Here is a 19,305-nt window from a genome sequence, read left to right on the forward strand (position 1 = left end):
CTAGTCTTTTCATCCTATAAATAACTAATTTATTACCATAAATTATTTGTCAAATTAAGCAAAATAAAGACAAAAATCGACTAATAAATATTGTATAATACTATTAAGTAATTTAAAAGAAGAAGGCGGAGAATTTTTATGACGAAAAATTTCCATAGCCAAAAAGGACTAACCCTGATAGAGGTCCTAATTTCAATTGTGTTATTAGGAATAATTTTAACCACATTTATGGGCTTTTTTACTCAGTCATCTTTATTTAGTAAGAAAAATGAAGAGAAATTGGGGACAATGCAAACGGCTCAAATGTATATAAATCTCGTGGAAGATAATGTATCGAAAAGTAACATTGACATAACCAAAGTAACCACACTAAACAAACTACAATTAGATGCAATAATTAAACCAATAGATCCAATAGTTACTCCATACACAATAACAGCAGTAATAAAGACAAAAGCTTCGGATGTAAATATCCCGGATAATCTAATTCAATTTAAGATAACTGTTAAAGATCCTAATACTAATAGTAAATCAGAAACGTATACCTATCTTATGAAATAAATGGGGACATGAAAAATGAAAAAAGAAAATGGTTTAACATTGATAGAGGTTTTAGCAACATTAACCATACTTTTTATTATTACTTCTGTGATATATAGTGTTTTTTTTGGTGTTAATAAAAATTACATTAAAATTTCCCAAAAAAATAAAGAGGAGCAACAAGTAAACCTAATTTTTTCAACTATAAAAAGTTATCATACCAAAAATGTTATATATGAATTAAAGTATTTTGATAATACAGCGAATGGTGTTGATGATGGCTCTTACTTTATTGGTGCTCCATCGGCATCTAACCAATTAGGTGATGACCAAATTGAGTATATTTATCTTTATAATTATAAAGATAACAAAATTATTAAGATTTTTGATAAGGTCACTAAAAGTGTATCTATCAACACATCACAAACTGAATATAAATCTGTTAAGGTAACTTTAAAGTTTAAGGGCCAAGAAAAAGAATATGATACATTTATTAAAAGGTATTAGGGAGAATCACATGAAAAATGAAAGAGGCTACGCTTTAGTTATCGTTTTGTTAATTATTACCCTTTCAATGATTTTAGGACTTGCATTAAGTGGGGCTGTTTTAACGACAAATAAGCAGGTCTATAAATCTGACAATATTAATAAAGCCACTGATCTTGCTGAAATGGGAATTACTTATTACCAAACTGCAATAAACACACTTATAAACGATACGCAAGCAGCCATTAAGGTCAACAATAAAGACTTTTGTACTGAATTTTTAAACCAGGAAACTCTTAAGACTAGTCTTTATTCTTCTAAACCAATTGATTCTACAAATAATAAATATAAAATTGATAAGGTTGCACCCATACAATGCTCCAATGTAGGACAATTTAAATTCAAATTTATAAGCACTGGGACCACTTCATCTGGGGAAACTAAACAACTTCAAGGTACTATTTCCATTTCTCAAATTAGAATTGGAAAGGATATGCCAGATTATTTAGCATTTACTGATCCTGGAATTAATAAACTAAATTATTCTATTACATTCCCATCAACTCAGTATCCACTTGGGGTTAAATTCACTTCAGGTCTTACAATCGTTGGAAATAATATCTTAACTGTAGTTAAAAGCGCATATTTTAATACCCTGGAGATAAACGGGGGTTCTCAAGTTATTGTTCAAGAGACCGCAATAATAAATAAGATTACTTCCGTAAACGGAAATACAAACCTTAAGATATATGGGGATGCTATATTCCTTTCCGATACACCAAGGATAGATAAGATTGCTGGTCAAGCTGATATATGTATTTATGGAAATATTTATACTGTTAAAGATAATAAACTCGTAGATTATCCTGACTTCTCTACCTATTTTAAAAATTCTTGTCAAAATACAAATTCTAGCTGGACTGTAAATCCCGAGAGTGGGGTAACAGTTACTTATTAAATCATTTAAAAAGCCAATTCACTACGAGAATTGGCTTTTTTTACTTCCCCTTATATGTTATTACATATGAATGGTTTTGCTTCTGAGATAAAATAAAGAGAACCTGTGACTACAAGGACCTCGTTTAATTCCACATTTTTTATCTTCTCAATCAAGTATGACTTCCAGTCATCTACTGCCAGTTTGTTATCTGACTTACTAATTTTAAGCAATTCCTCAGCCTTAGCAGCACGAGGAAAATCAAAGCTTACAAAAGAAATTTGTTCGGCAATCCCATCAAGCATCGCAATCATCTCATCCAATTTCTTATCTCTCATAGCGGCAAATACAATTTGAATGCTTCGATCTTTAAATCGGTTAGAAAGCTCATGGATTAAAGCCGTAATACCTTCCTTATTATGAGCCCCATCAATCACCACCAGCGGATTTTCCGAAAGAATTTCAAATCTGCCTGGCCAATAGGCTTCATTTAATCCCCTTCGAATAGATGCCTCTGTTACTTGAAACCCTGCTTGGTTTAAAAAGTCGGCAGCAAGAACAGCTAATGATGCATTTTCCGTTTGATGCTGGCCAATCATACTTATCTTTAGTTCTTCATAAGATAGAGTTTTCGTTTTTACGGTAAAAACTTCACCTTTAGCGATCGATTCATGTCCAGAGATCTGGAATTCTTGATTTAATCGGAAGATAGGAGCAGACATCTTTTCTGCAGCCTCCTCAATCACCTTCAAGGCACCAGGATGTTTCACAGCTGTAAAGATCGGTGTATTATTTTTAATAATCCCTGCTTTTTCAAAAGCGATCTCCTCGTAGGTATCCCCAAGGATATTGGTATGGTCTAATCCTATGTTTGTAATAATCGAAGCTAACGGTTGGATGATATTCGTGGAATCAAACCGCCCGCCTAACCCCACTTCAAAAATAACAATGTCGATATTGTTTGTATTGGCGAAATAGTAAAAGGCCATTGCCGTGATTACTTCGAACTCCGTTGGACCGCCTAGTTCCGTTCCTTCCAATTCATCTGAGAGTGGCTTAATAACATTGGTCAGCTCTAAAATTTCCTCATCACTGATAGGTATGCCATTGACACTAATCCGTTCATTAAATTGTTCAATGTACGGCGAGGTAAATGTTCCAACCGTATATCCCCCTGCCTGTAGAATCGATCGTAAAAAGGTAACTGTGGAGCCTTTTCCATTTGTTCCGCCGACATGGACCGCCTTGATTTTCTTTTCCGGAGAGCCGAGCCTATCCATCATCCATTCCATTCGTGTTAAGCCGGGCTTAATCCCTAATCTTAATCTCCCATGTATCCAATCGAGGGCTTCTTGATAAGTTGTAAACATTTTTGTACACCCCTTTTATGTAAGCGAGACGAATCCAGAATGGAATTCGTCTCGCTTAACTTGTTATCCTCTTAACTCTTTAATACGGGCTTCAACCGTATCTCTCTTTTCTAGATAATCTTTCTCTTTTGCCCGTTCCTCGGCAACTACACTTTCAGGGGCCTTTTTCATAAAGCCTTCGTTGCCTAACTTCTTCTGAACTCGCTCGACTTCTTTATTTAGGCGGTCTAATTCTTTATTTAGGCGGGCAATCTCTTCATCGATATTAATCAAGCCTTCTAGCGGCAGGATAATTTCTAAGCCAGTTACTACGGCGGTCATCGCTTTTTCTGGTACTTCGATATCCACACCCATTGTCAGCTCTTCAGGATTACAGAAGCGTTCAATATAGCTGCGGTTTTCTTCGACTGCCTTTAGAACTGCTTCATCCTTAGCTTTTACAAGCATCTTGATTTTCTTGCTCATTGGTGTATTCACTTCTGCACGGATGTTTCGTACTGAGCGAATCATTTCCACAAGTAATTTCATATCTTGGGCTGACTGCTCATCAGTAAGCTCTGGTTTAACAACCGGCCACGCTGCAGTTGTAATGGATTCACCAGCATGCGGAAGGTTCTGCCAAATTTCCTCCGTGATAAACGGCATGAATGGATGTAACAAACGCATGGTGTTGTCTAATACATAAGCCAGGATGGAACGAGTTGTTTTCTTGGCTGCTTCATCTTCCCCATATAGTGGCAGCTTCGCCATTTCAATGTACCAATCACAGAAGTCATCCCAGATGAAATTATATAGAGCACGGCCTACTTCACCGAATTCATAACGCTCAGAAAGTCTTGTTACATGCTCAATCGTTTCATTTAGACGAGTTAAAATCCATTTATCTGCAACGGATTTTTCACCACTGAAATCAATTTCCTCATAGGTTAAGCCGTCCATGTTCATTAACGCAAAGCGGGAAGCATTCCAGATTTTATTAGCAAAGTTCCAAGTGGACTCAACTTTTTCAAAGCTGAAACGTAAATCTTGACCAGGTGAGCTTCCTGTTGATAAGAAATAACGTAGAGCATCTGCACCATACTTCTCAATAACATCCATTGGATCAACACCGTTGCCAAGGGATTTACTCATCTTACGACCTTGTTCGTCACGAACTAAACCGTGAATCAGTACATCTTTAAATGGGCGTTCGCCGGTGAACTCGATACTTTGGAAAATCATCCGGGAAACCCAGAAGAAGATGATGTCATAACCTGTTACTAATGCATCGGTTGGGAAGTAGCGCTTATAATCAGCCGCTTCTTCGTTTGGCCAGCCCATAGTAGAGAACGGCCATAAGGCAGAACTGAACCATGTATCTAGTACATCTTTATCCTGTTCCCAGTTTTCAGCATCTGCTGGTGCTTCTGTTCCAACGTAAACTTCTCCTGTTTGCTTGTGATACCAGGCTGGAATACGATGGCCCCACCAAAGCTGTCTAGAAATACACCAGTCGCGGATATTTTCCATCCAGCGAAGGTAAGTTTTTTCAAAACGATCCGGAACGAAGTTTACTTTATTTTCTTTTTCCTGAAGTGCAATTGCTTCGTCTGCGAGCGGCTGCATCTTTACGAACCATTGAGTTGATAGATATGGTTCAACTACAGCGCCGCTGCGCTCGGAATGACCAACGGAATGCATATGCTCCTCAATTTTGAAAAGAACGCCTTGTTCTTGCAGGTCTTTAACGATTTGTTTACGGCATTCAAAGCGGTCTAGACCTTGATATTTACCTGCTTTTTCATTCATAGAACCATCTTCATTCATAACGAGGATACGCTCTAAGTTATGGCGGTTACCAAGTTCAAAATCATTAGGATCGTGTGCAGGTGTAATTTTTACAGCACCTGAACCGAATTCCATATCCACATAATCATCACCAACGATTGGAATCTCGCGGCCAACGATTGGCAGGATGACAGTTTTGCCGATTAAGTGCTTGTAGCGGTCATCTTCTGGATGAACGGCAACGGCAGTATCTCCAAGCATCGTTTCCGGACGTGTTGTTGCAACTTCAATCTGGCCGGAACCATCTGCAAGCGGGTAATTCATATGATAAAACCCACCTTGAACATCCTTGTAGATTACTTCGATATCAGATAGAGCAGTTTTTGTGGAAGGGTCCCAGTTAATAATGTATTCACCGCGATAGATTAAACCTTTTTTATAAAGGGTGACAAATACTTCTTTAACCGCATCAGAAAGGCCTTCATCTAAAGTAAAACGCTCACGGCTGTAATCAAGGCCTAAGCCTAATTTCGACCATTGCTGGCGGATGTGGGAAGCATATTCTTCCTTCCACTTCCATGTTTCTTCAACAAATTTTTCGCGGCCTAAATCATAACGGCTTTTTCCTTCGCTGCGAAGTTTCTCTTCTACTTTCGCCTGGGTTGCGATACCCGCATGGTCCATGCCTGGAAGCCAAAGAACATCATAACCCTGCATCCGTTTCATACGTGTCAGAATATCTTGCAGGGTTGTATCCCATGCATGACCTAAATGAAGCTTTCCGGTAACGTTTGGCGGCGGGATTACGATGGTGTATGGCTGTTTGCCTTCATCGTCCTTTGCTTCAAAAAATTTGCCTTTTAGCCACCACTCATAACGACCTTTTTCAATCGTTTGCGGATCATACTTGGTCGGCATTGTTAATTCCTTTGTTTCCATTTTATTTCCTCCTTAACATAAAAAACCCCACTCGTCATAAAAGGACGAATGGAGTTTGCTTCGCGGTACCACCTTTTTTCCAATCAGAAAAACTTAGATTGGCTCTTAACATAGATAACGGATTTTATCCGTCTTCAACTACTTGGATTTTATCCGTTCGCAGAAGAAGCTCATGGGCGACCTTCCAACGTTCCGCTTAGGAAATCTTCCAGCTATTGATTTCCCTCTCTTTAAGCAAGGAGTGCATTGTACTCTTCCCTGTCGTTGCTTTGATAATTAAATTATATTGTTATACTACCCAAAAAAGGGGAGTGACGTCAATCATGATGGACAATTTTTTTATATTTTATACCTTATGTAATAAGAGGAGAACTTATATAGGCTTTTGGAATATATATAAATAAATATTTTATTATTCTTAGGGAGGTACCCCAAACTTGAAGCATAATAAATTTCACAAATACAAATACCGTCCCTGGTTCATTACTTCGCGCAGGATTGCCGCCCAATTAATTATTCCCTTTAGTATCTTTCAATTTATCCGCACCCTGTTCTTACCGACCGTGCTGGATGTCTTGCTGTTAATGATTTTTCTTGTGATAGCTGTTTCCATCTATTTTGAAATTATTTAAGGAGCCCAACAGGCAGATTATGACTGCTGCTGGGCTCCTTCTTTTGCCTGCTTTCGCTGATTCTCGATTTCTGTCATCCGCATCACAACATACTCTGAATTTTTGAGATGCCAATATTGCTCTTGGAGCTTTCTGACAAACTTCATTTCATTCTTTTTTCCCTGCTTTTTATAATAGCTCTCGGCCACTTGCATAATGGGAACCGGCAAGGCTAAATAGCTGTTAAATAATAGCTTCTCATCTTCCTTATAAGGGAAATACTTAAAGTAATGATAAACCCAATCAATGGCTGTATCATTCCGCTGCGGTCTTGTATTCAAGGCCCTCGATAAATAGGGTAGGAGATCATGAATAGGGGATCCGTAACGGGCATTTTCAAAATTAATAAAAAAGCCGTACCCCCTGTCATCGTAAAGAAAATGCTCAGAAGATAATTTCCCATGGGTAATGACCATCCGTGCCTTTTCGGCGTCTTTCGTATTTTCGTACCATTCCTCGAATTTGGCTTTCGAGAAACGAAGTGCCTGGCTGATTTCGTTGTAGTACAGACAATATAACAATTGAAATGGCGACATATACGTCTTCTTTTCACATTCATCAATAAACCCATCGAGAAATTCCTGCTGTTTTTCAAGCTGCTGGATCGTAGTTTCATAATGTTCGGAGCGCTCTTCCTTGCTTACCGTCACTTCCTTGGCGGAAAGGGTATGAAGCCGGGCCAGCTCCCGAAAAAGCTCTTGATTTTTCTGGTCGCGGTTTTCTTTTTGCTGATTGGGCATCCACGGCATTAAATAGTAAAGATTATTTTCATGGAGAACCGCATATCTGCCGTCCATCGTTGGGTAGATCGGGACGATGCGGTTGAAGCCCTTTTGGTATAACAGGTGCACATGCCGGATAAAATCTGTCCCTATCGTGGGTGGGATTTTTTTTAATGCAAACGTGCCCTTATTGGAATATACTTTTTGAACAATCCCATAGTCCTCTACAAAGTAAGGCTCCACAAGATAATTTTTTAAAATCGGTGCCACTTCTTCTAACCGATTCATATCACTCATGAGATGTCATCTCTCTTTCAAAGAAAGGCGAGGTAATAGTAAAAACAAGCTGAGCAGGTTTATGAAAACCCGCTCACCTTTACTTCGTTAATTTTTTGCAAATGTTACTGGGATGTATAGGACTTGACCAACGGACACATCTTGATTTAACTCAAGATTATTAACTCTAAGCAAGTTTGGAACGGTCACATCATAGCGGTCAGCTAAACTTGCAACCGTATCTCCTTTTTGAACGATGCATACCTTTAGTTTTGTTTGCGCGTTTCTTTCATCCTTGCGTGCAAGGAACTCCGTTAATGTCATACTCTTTTTCTTGGCTGTTTTCTTCTTTTTTACGTGCTTTGGCTGTTCTTCAGAGGAAGAGGACGAGGAAGAACTTTCTTCAGCTACTACCACTTCTTTATGCACTTCATGTGTCTTTTCCTCTTCCACCACAACAATTTGTTCTACTTGCACTTCCTCTACAGGCTTGCTGCCTTCACTTCGAGCCTCCTGAAGGCTAAATAAAGGTGTATATTCTTCTTCCTGTACCTCTTCTTCCTCTTTTTGAGGCTGGTAGTTGAAGGTAGGAAACTTCGGTAAAATTTCAACAGGTTCTTCTTCCTGTGGTTTTCTTGCTTCCGCTTCAAACAAATAGTTGTTTTCATAACTGCTATGGACCTCAGGCTGTTCTGCTTCCAGCTCTTCTACTTCTTGGTCTTCGTAGCGGTGAAGCACCTCATACTCTTGTTCTTCTTGCTGCTGCTCGGCCTGTTCATTTCCGTATAGTCCGCTGATCGTCAATTCAGCCGAGAGCTTTAAGCAGCTGCGTTCAGGGATGGAATAATCGAATGATTCTACAAGGACGTCAATATCATAGATACTTTGAATCCGGTTATTCGGAATCGTGATATCAACAGGGAACCGATGTGAAAACTCGCAGCATCCCTCCTCCTCGAGTTCAGCTACCCTCTCGACAAATTTCTGTGAGGTCACAGCATCTTCTTCACTTACTTCGCTTGTTTCGTAACTTTTATATTCGCCGGTTAGTTCTAGCGAACCACGGATGGTTACGTACTGATCGTTTTCCTGGATGGTGATGTCCGGGTCTAGGGAAATCGAAATGAGTTCCTCGACTTCCTGTCCTTTTCTAAACCACAATGACTCCTCCAAGGAAAATCGCAGGCACGATTGATTCTCTTGGGACAAAGCGACTCCTCCTTTCGTATCCTTTACGTAAAATCACTATGTCACTTTCACTCTATGAGAATTGTTTTTTAATTATGATAAAAATACAAGCAGGAATACAAAAAACACCCACTTTTTACAAAGTGAGTGTTAAAAAAAGCCTATTTAACTTTTGAAAAAGCAACTTCAGCTGCCTGGATCGTTTTTTCAATATCCTCGTCAGAATGCTCTGTTGATAGGAATAAGCCTTCAAACTGTGACGGTGGGAGGAATACCCCTTGATTGGCCATTTCACGATAATAGGCCGCAAAGAACTCTAGATTAGACGATTTCGCTTTTTCATAATTAATAACCGCTTCATCAGTGAAGAAGAATCCAATCATCGAACCGGCACGGTTAAAGCTAATTGGAATACCATATTTTTCCGCCGCTGCTTCAAAGCCCTTTTGAAGCAGGTCACCTTTACGGATAAACTCTTGATAGTGCTCTGGTGTTAATTGACTTAACGTTTCAAGTCCAGCTGTCATCGCAAGCGGGTTTCCTGATAATGTACCTGCTTGGTAAATCGGGCCGCTTGGGGCGATTTGCTGCATGATTTCTGCTTTACCGCCGTATGCTCCGACTGGCAGTCCTCCGCCGATTACCTTGCCAAGGCAGGTAATGTCAGGTGTTACATTGAAATAGCCTTGTGCACAATTGTAGCCGACACGGAAGCCGGTCATTACTTCATCAAAAATAAGTAAAGAACCATTTGCCGTCGTAATCTCACGAAGGCCTTCCAGGAAGCCTGGAAGCGGCGGAACGAGTCCCATGTTCCCAGCCACAGGCTCAACGATGATACAGGCAATATCTTCGCCAAAGTGTTCAAACGCATATTTTACACTTTCAAGGTCATTATACGGAACCGTGATCGTATTTTTTGCAATCCCCTCAGGAACTCCCGGGCTGTCAGGTAAACCGAGTGTCGCCACACCTGAGCCAGCTTTAATCAACAGGGAATCACCATGGCCATGGTAGCAGCCTTCAAATTTTAGAATTTTGTTACGTCCTGTATAGCCGCGGGCTAACCTTAGTGCACTCATTGTCGCTTCGGTCCCTGAGTTCACCATTCTGACGACTTCAATCGATGGGACACGCTCAATGACAAGCTGGGCTAATTTTGTTTCCAGCTCTGTTGGGGCGCCAAAGCTTGTACCCATTTCAGCGGTCTTTTTCAAGGCCTCGACTACCCTGTCATTGGAGTGGCCCAAAATCAGCGGACCCCATGACAATACGTAATCAATATATTCATTCCCATCGATATCATAGATTTTAGAGCCTTTTCCTCTTTCCATAAAAATAGGGCTCATATTGACGGATTTAAAGGCGCGAACCGGGCTGTTTACACCGCCTGGCATAAGGTGCTGGGCTTCTTTAAATGCTTCAATCGATTTAGTATACGAACGCATTTTTCTCCCTCATTTCAAAAGTGGTTTATTCCTCTTCTTTTAACCAGCGGCAGGCATCTTTCGCATGGTAGGTAATGATTAAGTCAGCACCGGCACGCTTCATTCCAACTAACATCTCTAAAACGGCCTTTTTCTCATCAAGCCAGCCATTTTGGGCTGCAGCTTTAATCATTGCATATTCACCGCTCACGTTGTAAATGACAACAGGCAGATTAAAGGTATTTTTCACATCACGAACGATATCAAGGTATGGCATACCAGGCTTCACAATTAAGAAGTCTGCGCCTTCAGCCACATCGGATTCGGCTTCCCTGAATGCTTCCAGACGGTTTGCCGGGTCCATTTGATAGGTTTTACGGTCACCAAATTGCGGTGCGCCCTCTGCTGCTTCGCGGAAAGGTCCGTAGAAAGCAGACGCATATTTTACGGCATAAGACATGATTGGAATTTCCGTAAATCCGGCTTCATCTAATCCCGCACGGATTGCTGCCACAAAGCCGTCCATCATGTTGGAAGGAGCGATGATATCTGCACCTGCTTTTGCTTGAGCAACAGCTGTTTTTACAAGCAGATCTAATGACTGGTCGTTTAGGATTTTGTCTCCTTCAACCATTCCGCAGTGGCCGTGGTCGGTGTATTCGCATAGGCATGTATCGGCAACAATGATGATTTCTGGGAAGTGTTCTTTTATGTAGCGAGTCGCCACTTGTACGATTCCGTGATCATGGAAAGCTTGTGTTCCGCAGGCATCCTTTGTTTGTGGGATTCCAAATAGTAAGACCGATTTGATTCCGTGGGCAATGATGTCTTCCATTTCTGCATGAAGATGATCCATGGATACTTGGAATACTCCAGGCATGGATGAGACTTCTTTACGGATATTTTCACCTTCATAGATAAAAAGCGGATAAATGAAGTCATCCGGTCTTAGGTGGTTTTCCCTGACGAGTGCACGCATATTTGCACTTGTACGCAGTCTGCGATGACGTTGAAATTGAAGTTCCATTATTTTTTACCTCCAAAGATTTTGAAATGTTATTACTGGCGGATTTCCCTGATTCACTAGTATATACCCACCATTTACTGATTTTCTAAAAAAGCAATTGTGCTTTTAATCATATCCTTCACCGTATACTCCTCCGGAGAAGCATGTACCGGCAATCCGTACTCGAGAAGCTTTTTTTCTGTAACCGGTCCGATACAGCCGATTATACATTTTTCCAACTTCTCCTCCAAACCAAACTCCCTGACAACCTCCATCAGATGGTCCACAGTAGACGGACTCGTAAAAGTAAGGATATCTAACTCATTATTATCTAGCATCTGAGCCAGCCTCTCACGGCTCTCTTCGGGCAGATAGGTCTCATAAATGACAACCTCATCGACCTGCGCTCCTGCATCCATTAAGGATGAAGCGATATATTCCCGAGCCAAATTGCCTTTAGGAAGCAATACCCTTGCATCTGCATCAACAACAGGTAAAAACTCACTTACGAACACCTCGGCGACATAAGCCGAAGGAATAAACGCCGCGTGAATCCCCTTTTCCCTCAAAACCTCGGCCGTCTTTTTCCCGATGACAGCAATCTTAGGGAGCGCTGTTACTTCCCGGTCATAAAAGCTAAAAAAGGTTTCAACGGTGACATTGCTCGTAAAAATAATCCAATCATATGTATCAAGGGCCTCCAGACAATCTTGGAGGCGGTGATTTTTTTCAATCGGCCGAAAGGCAATTAGAGGGATTTCAACAGGAATCCCTCCATACCTTTCGACTAGCTGTGAAAATGATTTTGCTTGACCTTTTCCTCGTGGTACAAGGACTTTTTTTTCAAGCAAAGGAGAGCATTTACTCACGGCCTTCTAGCTCCCGCTTAACCCTATCAATCAGGTCCTTGGCGCCTTTTTTAATTAATAAATCTGCCGCCTCGTTGCCGAGCTGTTCCGGATTTTGTCCGCGAAGTTCTTCCCTGTAGATCTCTTGACCTTCAGGTGACCCAACTAAAACATTTAAGACGATTTCGTCATTATTATCTACTTGCGCAAAGCCCGCAATCGGTACCTGGCAGCCGCCTTCCATTTTTTGAAGGAAAGCACGTTCCGCACGAACCGCTCTTTCCGTGTTCTTGCAAGTGAATTTTTCAAATAGTTCTAGTAATTCCTTGTCATCTTCACGGCATTCAATCGATAATGCGCCCTGTCCTACAGCTGGAACACAAATATCGGCGTCGATAAATTCAGTTACTACTTCTTTTGCCCAGCCAAGACGGGATAGTCCTGCTGCCGCTAGAATGATGGCATCATATTCACCCGTTTTTAATTTATCTAATCTAGTATCCACATTTCCGCGAATCCATTTGATTTCTAAATCCGGACGCTTAGCTAAAAGCTGGGCACTGCGGCGAAGACTGCTCGTTCCAACGATGGCCCCTGGCTTTAGGTCATTCAATTTTACATGATCAGTAGAAATCAAGGCATCACGATGGTCCTCACGGAATGGAATACATCCAATCGTTAACCCTTCCGGAAGGACTGCCGGCATATCTTTCATACTATGAACAGCCATATCAATCTCTTTATCAAGCATAGCCTGCTCGATTTCTTTTACGAATAATCCTTTTCCGCCAACCTTTGATAAGGTAACATCAAGGATTTTATCACCTTTAGTTACAATTTCTTTTACTTCAAATTCGTAATCGGGGTTGAGCTTTTTCAGCTGCTCAATCACCCAATTCGTTTGAGTTAATGCCAGTTTGCTTCGTCTAGAACCAACAATTATTTTTCTCATGATTGCCTCCTAAATTATGAGTACCATAAATGAAACGATGATAATCGCCCAAATAAGAAAAAGTTAATTAAAACAATTAAAAACGATCCCGTATTCCAGATAGCTAATTTCTTTCCGGAGAGATTTTTTACGATCCTCAGATATAAATAGACACTATAAACCGTTAACAGCAGAAACGATCCGATAATTTTCATATCGTACCAAGCCATGCCAGGCACCTTTATAAACGCCCACTGCAGACCCAAAATTAAGGCAAGGAGAAGCATGGGAACCCCGGTTACTGCGAATATGTATGATAATTTTTCAAGCTGCCCTAAATCCGCAAGCCGGATCAGCCGTGTCCCCCACTTTTTCCGTTTCAACAAATCGTATTGAAGTAAGTATAAGGTCGAAAAAACAAATGACAGGGAAAATGCCCCGTAAGAGAGTATCGCCATTGTAATATGAATCAGCAGCAGCTCCGATACGAGCTTGTTCGCCATCACGATGGAGTGGTATTGCATCGGAACGAACGTATGGATGGCCATGACGGTAAATCCAAGGATATTGGTAAAAAAGACGATAAAATCGACCCTCAATAAGTGATTGATAATGATCGACAATGTAACCAATACCCAGGCATAAAAATAGAGTCCCTCAAAAATCGTTAATACAGGGAATCTGCCTGTTTTGGTCATATATAAGAATAGAAAGACCGTTTGCAAAATCCATACAAATGCAAGTAACCAGAAAGCAATACGGTTTGCCTTCCGGTTATGGTGAATGAAGTCGAAAAAATATAACAACACACTGAAGGCATATAGAACAACTGTAAATTCGTGAAGCCTCGTCAAAAGAGTGCTAAACATCCAAACCACTCCTTATGACTGAAAAGAAGCCTGAACTGTTCCAACCGGCATTTTAGTCGTTTTGGCTGCTTTCGAATGTTGTTCCTGAACAAGCTCTTCAATATTAAATATCTTCATAAACAATTCCATTGCCTGATCTGCATCCGGTCTTGCTGCCAATTCTTTCGCTTGTAAAATAGGATCCTTTAACATCTGGTTGATAATGCTCTTTGTATGTTTATTTAACACTTTTATATCGCGGTCCGATAGGTTAGGCAGCTTCCGCTCAAGACTTTCCATCGTATCTGCCTGAATCGCTAGTGCTTTTTCCCTTAATGCTGAAATAACTGGGACAACACCAAGTGTACCAAGCCACTGGTTGAAATCGACGATTTCCTTTTCAATCATCAGCCTGATTTTGGCCGCCGCTTTCTGACGTTCCTGCAAGTTGGCCTCGACAATACCTTCTAAATCATCAATATCATATAAAAAGATATTCTCTAACTCGGAGATTCGTGGATCTAAATCACGAGGGACGGCAATATCAACCATAAATAATGGTTTACCTTTGCGCTTTTTCTCCACTTTTGCCATCATCTCTTTGGAAATGACAAAGTCCTTGGACCCTGTTGAACTGATTAAGATATCGGCATCAGTTAGTGATTTTTCTAATTCGGTTAGATTTTTAGCCACACCGTTAAAGCGGCCGGCAAGCACTTGTGCTTTTTCGAAAGTACGGTTAATGACGGTTACCTTTTTTACACCGTTGCCGTGCAAATTCTGGGCAGCAAGTTCTCCCATTTTACCTGCACCAAAAATCAGCACATGCTTATTCTCAAGTGAACCGAAGATTTTCTTGGCAAGTTCGACTGCAGCGTAGCTGACAGAAACAGCATTGGCACCAATCTCCGTTTCAGAGTGCGCCCGTTTACCAAGCGTTACTGCTTGTTTAAAGAGGTGATTGAACACTGAACCAATGGTTTCTTCTTGTTGTGACAGCATAAAGCTTGTTCGTACCTGTCCAAGAATTTGAGTTTCTCCTAATACCATCGAGTTTAGTCCACATGTTACGTTAAAGAGATGTTCTACAGCACCATCGTCTTCGTAGACAAACAGAAACGATGAAAATTCTGATTGCTCAATTCCAAACCATTCAGATAGAAACTCTTTTATATAATAGCGGCCTGTGTGTAGCTGATCGACGACCGCATATATTTCCGTACGATTACATGTTGATAAGATGATATTTTCTAGGATGCTCTTTTTCGTATTTAGTTGTTTGATGGCATCCACAAGATCGGTTTCATTGAATGTCAACCGCTCACGGATTTCGACAGGGGCAGTTTTATAGTTAAGACCGACTGCTACAATATGCATTTATTCATGACACCCCCAAGAGATTTTCAGTATTAGCTAGTAAAATTATATCACGAGCAATTTCGACTTTTGCTCGAAAAATGTGAACATAGAATGAAACAATATGCTAATATAAAATAGACTCGGGTTGTTTTCGAGCCATATGAAAGAATAGTTTAGCAAAGCTTCCTTAAGATAACATTAATAATAAAATAAAATACTTCCCTATGTACAGTATCAAAAAAATAGAATAGATTCAAGTGAACCTTACTGGAAGTGATGGTGTTTTTAATGAAAAATCAACGAATTTTCCCTGGGATTATCCTTATTGGATTTGGGGCTTATTTTCTTCTCCAGCAGACAGGCCTCACTCTTTTTCAACAATTTTATACATGGCCGACATTGCTGATTATTGTTGGGATTGCTTTTTTGGGTCAGGGTTATTCTGCAGGCGAATATGATGCGATTCTCCCTGGGGTGATTATGAGCGGCTTCGGTCTTCATTTTCATCTTTCAGGCCATCTTGCTTTTTGGCCCACGAACACAATTGGTATGTTAATTTTAATTATTTCTGTCGGCTTCTTTTTCCGTTTTCAAAAAACCAATAACGGCTTGTTTCAAGCGTTCTTATTTCTGATTATAGCTGTTTTGCTGCTGTTTTATGATAAGATTGCCAGCTATTTTGGTTTGCTGCAAAATGGAATGAATTTAGTTTGGAAGTTTTGGCCGGCACTATTAATTGTTGTTGGTATTTATTTTTTACTAAAAAAGAAAAAATAACCGCCAAGGGCAGTAAGAACTGCCAAGGCGGTTATTTTTTTGGGAATTTATTTGGACTTATCAGTGCTTTTGATTAACTTATCGGCACTTTTCATGTATTTATCGGCGCTTTGAGCCAACTTAACGGCACTTTTGATGAATTTATCGGCACTTTTGGCCAATTTATCGGCACTTTTAATTCTCGCCCTCAAATTTCCCCACTATCTCGGGGTCGTCCAGAGCGGCAGGGGTTTACTGATTTGTTACATATAACTATGCAAAATCGACCAGACCTGATCTTTCCCTTCACCCGTTTCCGAAGAAAACACCACTATATGGTCACTCTTTTCCAATTCCAAGGTCTCACGCGTTACCTTTAAATGTTTCTGCCATTTTCCTTTAGGTATTTTATCAGCCTTGGTTGCGATGATGATACAAGGGAGTTCATAATGTTTAAGAAAATCATACATCATCACATCATCAACTGTTGGCGGGTGACGCAAGTCAACGATCAAAACCACCGCCCGAAGCTGTTCACGGGTCGTAAAATAGGTTTCAATCATCCTGCCCCATGCCGCCCGCTCCGTCTTCGATACTTTCGCATACCCATAACCCGGTACATCAACAAAATGCATGATTTCATTAATCAGATAAAAATTAAGGGTCTGCGTTTTACCAGGTTTTGAGGAAATCCGTGCCAACCCTTTTCGGTTCAGCATCTTATTAATAAATGAAGATTTCCCCACATTAGAGCGGCCCGCAAGCGCAAACTCCGGAAGCTCAGTTTCCGGGTATTGCTCCGGTTTTACCGCACTAATGACTATTTCAGAACTAACTACTTTCATTGAACTTCTCCTTCTAATAGGGCACGTTTCAAAACTTCATCGACATGGGTAACAGGGACAAATTCCAAATCATTTCGGACACTTTCAGGGATATCATCAATATCCTTGACATTATCCTTTGGAATGATGACCGTCTTAAGCCCGGCGCGATGGGCGCTAAGTGACTTTTCCTTCAAACCGCCGATTGGAAGAACACGGCCTCTTAAGGTGATTTCACCTGTCATTCCCACTTCACGGCGGATTGGTTTACCAGTCAGAGCCGAAACAAGAGCAGTTGCCATTGTAATTCCGGCAGACGGACCATCTTTTGGGACCGCCCCTTCAGGAACATGGATATGAATATCATATTTTTCATGGAAGTCTTCCTCAATTCCAAGCTCACTTGCCTTGGAGCGAACATAACTAAACGCCGCTTGCGCCGATTCTTTCATGACATCTCCCAGCTTACCTGTTAAAGCAAGTTTTCCTTTACCAGGAGATAAGGCGACTTCAATCTGCAAGGTATCGCCGCCAACAGTGGTATACGCTAACCCAGTTGCTACCCCTACTTGATCTTCGGCCTCTGCCATACCATAGTGGAATCTCGGCTTTCCTAAGAATTCCTCCACATTCTTCTCGGTAATGATCACGCGCTTTTTCTCACCAGCTACAACGATTTTTGCCGTTTTTCGGCAAATCGTCGCCATTTGACGTTCAAGGCTCCGGACACCTGCTTCACGAGTATAGTAGCGGATCACTTTCAGAATCGCTTCATCGCGCACTTGCAAAGTTCCTTTAGACAAACCATTTTCTTTAATTTGGCGCGGCAGCAAGTGATCGCGGCAAATATTAACTTTCTCGATTTCCGTATAGCCTTCAATCGTGATGATCTCCATCCGATCTAACAATGGCCCTGGTACGGTCGACAGGTTATTTGCGGTCGCAATAAACATAACCTTCGATAAATCGTATGTTTCTTCTATATAATGGTCACTGAAATTACTATTTTGTTCTGGGTCTAATACTTCGAGCATCGCACTTGATGGGTCACCGCGGAAATCACTCGACATTTTATCAATTTCATCCAGCAAAAAGACCGGATTAATGGTCCCCGCTTTTTTCATTCCTTGAATAATTCGGCCTGGCATTGCCCCGACATAGGTTCTGCGATGACCGCGGATTTCAGATTCATCACGCACACCGCCTAGTGATACGCGGACAAAATTACGGTTCAACGAAGTCGCAATCGAACGCGCCAAGCTTGTTTTACCCACTCCCGGAGGTCCGGCAAGACATAGGATTGGACCCTTAATGGAATTAGTCAGCTTTTGGACCGCTAAATATTCAAGGACACGCTCTTTCACCTTTTCAAGTCCAAAATGTTCTTCATTTAGAATCTTTTCAGCCCGAAGGATATCGATATCGTCCTCTGTTTTTTTGGACCATGGCAAAGCAATCAGCCAGTCAATATAATTTCGAATGACCGCACTTTCAGCAGAGCTTGCTGGTACCTTTTCATAACGGTCAAGTTCTCTGTTTGCTGCAGTCATGACATGCTCCGGCATGCCTGCCTCTTCAATTTTCTTTTTGAGTTCCGAAATTTCTCCGGTTTTGCCTTCCTTATCGCCAAGTTCCTTTTGAATCGCCTTCATTTGTTCGCGAAGGTAGTATTCCTTTTGCGTTCTTTCCATAGAACGTTTGACACGCTGGCCAATTTTTTTCTCAAGATTAAGAACCTCTTTTTCATTATGAATGGTATCAATGACACGGTTCATCCGTTCTTTAACATCAATCATCTCAAGAATTTCTTGCTTTTCTTTTAGCTTAATCGGAAGGTGTGAAGCAATAATATCTGCCATCCGCCCCGGTTCTTCAATATCAGCAACCGTTGCATAGGTTTCTGCAGAAACCTTTTTCGATAACTTTATGTATTGCTCAAAATATTCCAGCATCGTTCTCATCAATGCTTGGTCTTCTACATCTTTTGTATCCGGTTCATCGTAGGTAGCAATACTTACGGAATAATAGTCTTCTTCTTCATAAAATGAAACCACTTCAGCTCTATTTAAACCTTCTACTAGCACGCGGATCGTACCATTAGGAAGCTTTAACATCTGCTTAACCTTTGTCAAAGTTCCCAATTTGTATAGATCCTCTTCGGCAGGTTCGTCAATTGAGACATCCTTTTGTGTAGTTAAAAATATCAAATGGTCATCTACCATTGCTTTTTCGAGTGCTTGCACAGATTTTTCACGGCCAACATCCAAGTGAAGAACCATTGTCGGATAGACCAGCAATCCTCGAAGCGGCAGGAGGGGGACGATTAATTCATTCTGTTTCGCCATTTTACTGCACCTCCACATGCAATCCTTTTATTTTCTACTGCAAAGCAGAATAGTCTTTGTTGTAC

General features: G+C 40.8%; 17 protein-coding genes and 1 other annotated feature. Of the genes, 5 read left to right on the top strand and 12 right to left on the bottom strand.

Translation table 11 applies throughout. The features are described from left to right. Window positions 1-138: 138 nt before the first annotated feature. Genes GXK58_RS09410 through GXK58_RS09420 form a run of 3 tightly spaced genes read left to right on the top strand, consistent with a single transcriptional unit; the run spans window position 139 to window position 1,984 of the window. Window positions 139-561, top strand: a complete 423-nt coding sequence (locus tag GXK58_RS09410; protein ID WP_160722003.1) for a PulJ/GspJ family protein — start codon at window positions 139-141, stop codon at window positions 559-561. A 15-nt stretch (window positions 562-576) separates the two neighbouring features. Further along, complete coding sequence (locus GXK58_RS09415; protein ID WP_160722005.1) at window positions 577-1,047, top strand: PilW family protein; 471 nt, start codon at window positions 577-579, stop codon at window positions 1,045-1,047. 10 nt (window positions 1,048-1,057) lie between these two features. Further along, window positions 1,058-1,984, top strand: coding sequence for a hypothetical protein (locus GXK58_RS09420; protein ID WP_160722007.1), 927 nt, complete (start codon window positions 1,058-1,060; stop codon window positions 1,982-1,984). A 50-nt stretch (window positions 1,985-2,034) separates the two neighbouring features. On the opposite strand, the gene GXK58_RS09425 is transcribed toward GXK58_RS09420, so the two are convergent. Both GXK58_RS09425 and GXK58_RS09430 read right to left on the bottom strand, forming a co-directional pair. Further along, window positions 2,035-3,333: a bifunctional folylpolyglutamate synthase/dihydrofolate synthase gene (locus GXK58_RS09425; protein ID WP_160722009.1), complete on the bottom strand. Its 1,299-nt coding sequence runs from the start codon at window positions 3,331-3,333 to the stop codon at window positions 2,035-2,037. A 63-nt stretch (window positions 3,334-3,396) separates the two neighbouring features. Beyond that, window positions 3,397-6,039 carry a valine--tRNA ligase gene (locus tag GXK58_RS09430; protein ID WP_160722011.1) on the bottom strand — a complete coding sequence of 881 codons (2,643 nt, stop codon included), beginning with the start codon at window positions 6,037-6,039 and terminating at the stop codon, window positions 3,397-3,399. Window positions 6,040-6,076: 37 nt separating this feature from the next. Beyond that, window positions 6,077-6,313 (bottom strand) — a binding site (T-box leader). A gap of 163 nt (window positions 6,314-6,476) precedes the next feature. Between GXK58_RS09430 and GXK58_RS09435 the strand changes: the two genes are divergently transcribed. After that, on the top strand, window positions 6,477-6,671 hold the full coding sequence (locus GXK58_RS09435; RefSeq protein ID WP_160722013.1) for a hypothetical protein: 195 nt from the start codon (window positions 6,477-6,479) through the stop codon (window positions 6,669-6,671). A 17-nt stretch (window positions 6,672-6,688) separates the two neighbouring features. Here the strand turns inward: GXK58_RS09435 and ysxE are convergent, their stop codons facing one another. The 8 genes from ysxE to hemA form a co-directional block, all read right to left on the bottom strand. Next, window positions 6,689-7,729, bottom strand: coding sequence for a spore coat protein YsxE (gene ysxE / locus GXK58_RS09440; protein WP_160722015.1), 1,041 nt, complete (start codon window positions 7,727-7,729; stop codon window positions 6,689-6,691). 87 nt (window positions 7,730-7,816) lie between these two features. Next, the gene (gene spoVID / locus GXK58_RS09445) at window positions 7,817-8,917 is read right to left on the bottom strand and encodes a stage VI sporulation protein D (RefSeq protein WP_160722017.1); all 1,101 of its coding nucleotides are present in this window, start codon (window positions 8,915-8,917) and stop codon (window positions 7,817-7,819) included. A gap of 140 nt (window positions 8,918-9,057) precedes the next feature. Continuing rightward, the gene (gene hemL / locus GXK58_RS09450; RefSeq protein WP_160722019.1) at window positions 9,058-10,344 is read right to left on the bottom strand and encodes a glutamate-1-semialdehyde 2,1-aminomutase; all 1,287 of its coding nucleotides are present in this window, start codon (window positions 10,342-10,344) and stop codon (window positions 9,058-9,060) included. 25 nt (window positions 10,345-10,369) lie between these two features. Then, window positions 10,370-11,350, bottom strand: coding sequence for a porphobilinogen synthase (hemB, locus tag GXK58_RS09455; protein WP_160722021.1), 981 nt, complete (start codon window positions 11,348-11,350; stop codon window positions 10,370-10,372). Between the two features lie 74 nt (window positions 11,351-11,424). Next, a complete protein-coding gene (locus tag GXK58_RS09460) occupies window positions 11,425-12,198 on the bottom strand; it encodes a uroporphyrinogen-III synthase (protein ID WP_160722023.1) in 774 nt (257 codons plus the stop codon). Then, window positions 12,191-13,129 (bottom strand): hydroxymethylbilane synthase, encoded by a 939-nt coding sequence (gene hemC / locus GXK58_RS09465; protein ID WP_160722025.1) that lies wholly within the window; start codon window positions 13,127-13,129, stop codon window positions 12,191-12,193. The genes GXK58_RS09460 and hemC overlap by 8 nt, the downstream gene beginning before the upstream one ends. A 14-nt stretch (window positions 13,130-13,143) precedes the next feature. Next, on the bottom strand, window positions 13,144-13,977 hold the full coding sequence (locus GXK58_RS09470) for a cytochrome C assembly family protein (protein WP_160722027.1): 834 nt from the start codon (window positions 13,975-13,977) through the stop codon (window positions 13,144-13,146). Between the two features lie 12 nt (window positions 13,978-13,989). Then, the gene (hemA, locus tag GXK58_RS09475; RefSeq protein ID WP_160722029.1) at window positions 13,990-15,333 is read right to left on the bottom strand and encodes a glutamyl-tRNA reductase; all 1,344 of its coding nucleotides are present in this window, start codon (window positions 15,331-15,333) and stop codon (window positions 13,990-13,992) included. Between the two features lie 270 nt (window positions 15,334-15,603). On the opposite strand from hemA, the gene GXK58_RS09480 reads away from it, so the two are divergent. Then, on the top strand, window positions 15,604-16,092 hold the full coding sequence (locus tag GXK58_RS09480; protein WP_160722031.1) for a LiaI-LiaF-like domain-containing protein: 489 nt from the start codon (window positions 15,604-15,606) through the stop codon (window positions 16,090-16,092). Between the two features lie 242 nt (window positions 16,093-16,334). On the opposite strand, the gene yihA is transcribed toward GXK58_RS09480, so the two are convergent. Together yihA and lon are read right to left on the bottom strand one after the other, a co-directional pair. Then, entirely contained in the window at window positions 16,335-16,916 is a 582-nt protein-coding gene (gene yihA / locus GXK58_RS09485) for a ribosome biogenesis GTP-binding protein YihA/YsxC (RefSeq protein WP_160722033.1), read from the bottom strand. Beyond that, window positions 16,913-19,240 carry an endopeptidase La gene (gene lon, locus GXK58_RS09490; protein WP_160722035.1) on the bottom strand — a complete coding sequence of 776 codons (2,328 nt, stop codon included), beginning with the start codon at window positions 19,238-19,240 and terminating at the stop codon, window positions 16,913-16,915. Before lon ends, yihA begins: the two co-directional genes overlap by 4 nt. Window positions 19,241-19,305: the final 65 nt, after the last annotated feature.

The sequence above is a fragment of the Bacillus sp. USDA818B3_A genome (assembly GCF_009928415.1).
Lineage (GTDB): Bacteria > Bacillota > Bacilli > Bacillales > Cytobacillaceae > Neobacillus.

Bases quoted from the DNA above. Each gene is read 5' to 3' on its own strand.
- GXK58_RS09410 (WP_160722003.1), top strand. From the start codon at position 139: ATGACGAAAAATTTCCATAGCCAAAAAGGACTAACCCTGATAGAGGTC.
- GXK58_RS09415 (WP_160722005.1), top strand. From the start codon at position 577: ATGAAAAAAGAAAATGGTTTAACATTGATAGAGGTTTTAGCAACATTA.
- GXK58_RS09420 (WP_160722007.1), top strand. From the start codon at position 1,058: ATGAAAAATGAAAGAGGCTACGCTTTAGTTATCGTTTTGTTAATTATT.
- GXK58_RS09425 (WP_160722009.1), bottom strand. From the start codon at position 3,333: ATGTTTACAACTTATCAAGAAGCCCTCGATTGGATACATGGGAGATTA.
- GXK58_RS09430 (WP_160722011.1), bottom strand. From the start codon at position 6,039: ATGGAAACAAAGGAATTAACAATGCCGACCAAGTATGATCCGCAAACG.
- ysxE (WP_160722015.1), bottom strand. From the start codon at position 7,729: ATGAGTGATATGAATCGGTTAGAAGAAGTGGCACCGATTTTAAAAAAT.
- hemL (WP_160722019.1), bottom strand. From the start codon at position 10,344: ATGCGTTCGTATACTAAATCGATTGAAGCATTTAAAGAAGCCCAGCAC.
- hemB (WP_160722021.1), bottom strand. From the start codon at position 11,350: ATGGAACTTCAATTTCAACGTCATCGCAGACTGCGTACAAGTGCAAAT.
- hemC (WP_160722025.1), bottom strand. From the start codon at position 13,129: ATGAGAAAAATAATTGTTGGTTCTAGACGAAGCAAACTGGCATTAACT.
- GXK58_RS09470 (WP_160722027.1), bottom strand. From the start codon at position 13,977: ATGTTTAGCACTCTTTTGACGAGGCTTCACGAATTTACAGTTGTTCTA.
- hemA (WP_160722029.1), bottom strand. From the start codon at position 15,333: ATGCATATTGTAGCAGTCGGTCTTAACTATAAAACTGCCCCTGTCGAA.
- GXK58_RS09480 (WP_160722031.1), top strand. From the start codon at position 15,604: ATGAAAAATCAACGAATTTTCCCTGGGATTATCCTTATTGGATTTGGG.
- yihA (WP_160722033.1), bottom strand. From the start codon at position 16,916: ATGAAAGTAGTTAGTTCTGAAATAGTCATTAGTGCGGTAAAACCGGAG.
- lon (WP_160722035.1), bottom strand. From the start codon at position 19,240: ATGGCGAAACAGAATGAATTAATCGTCCCCCTCCTGCCGCTTCGAGGA.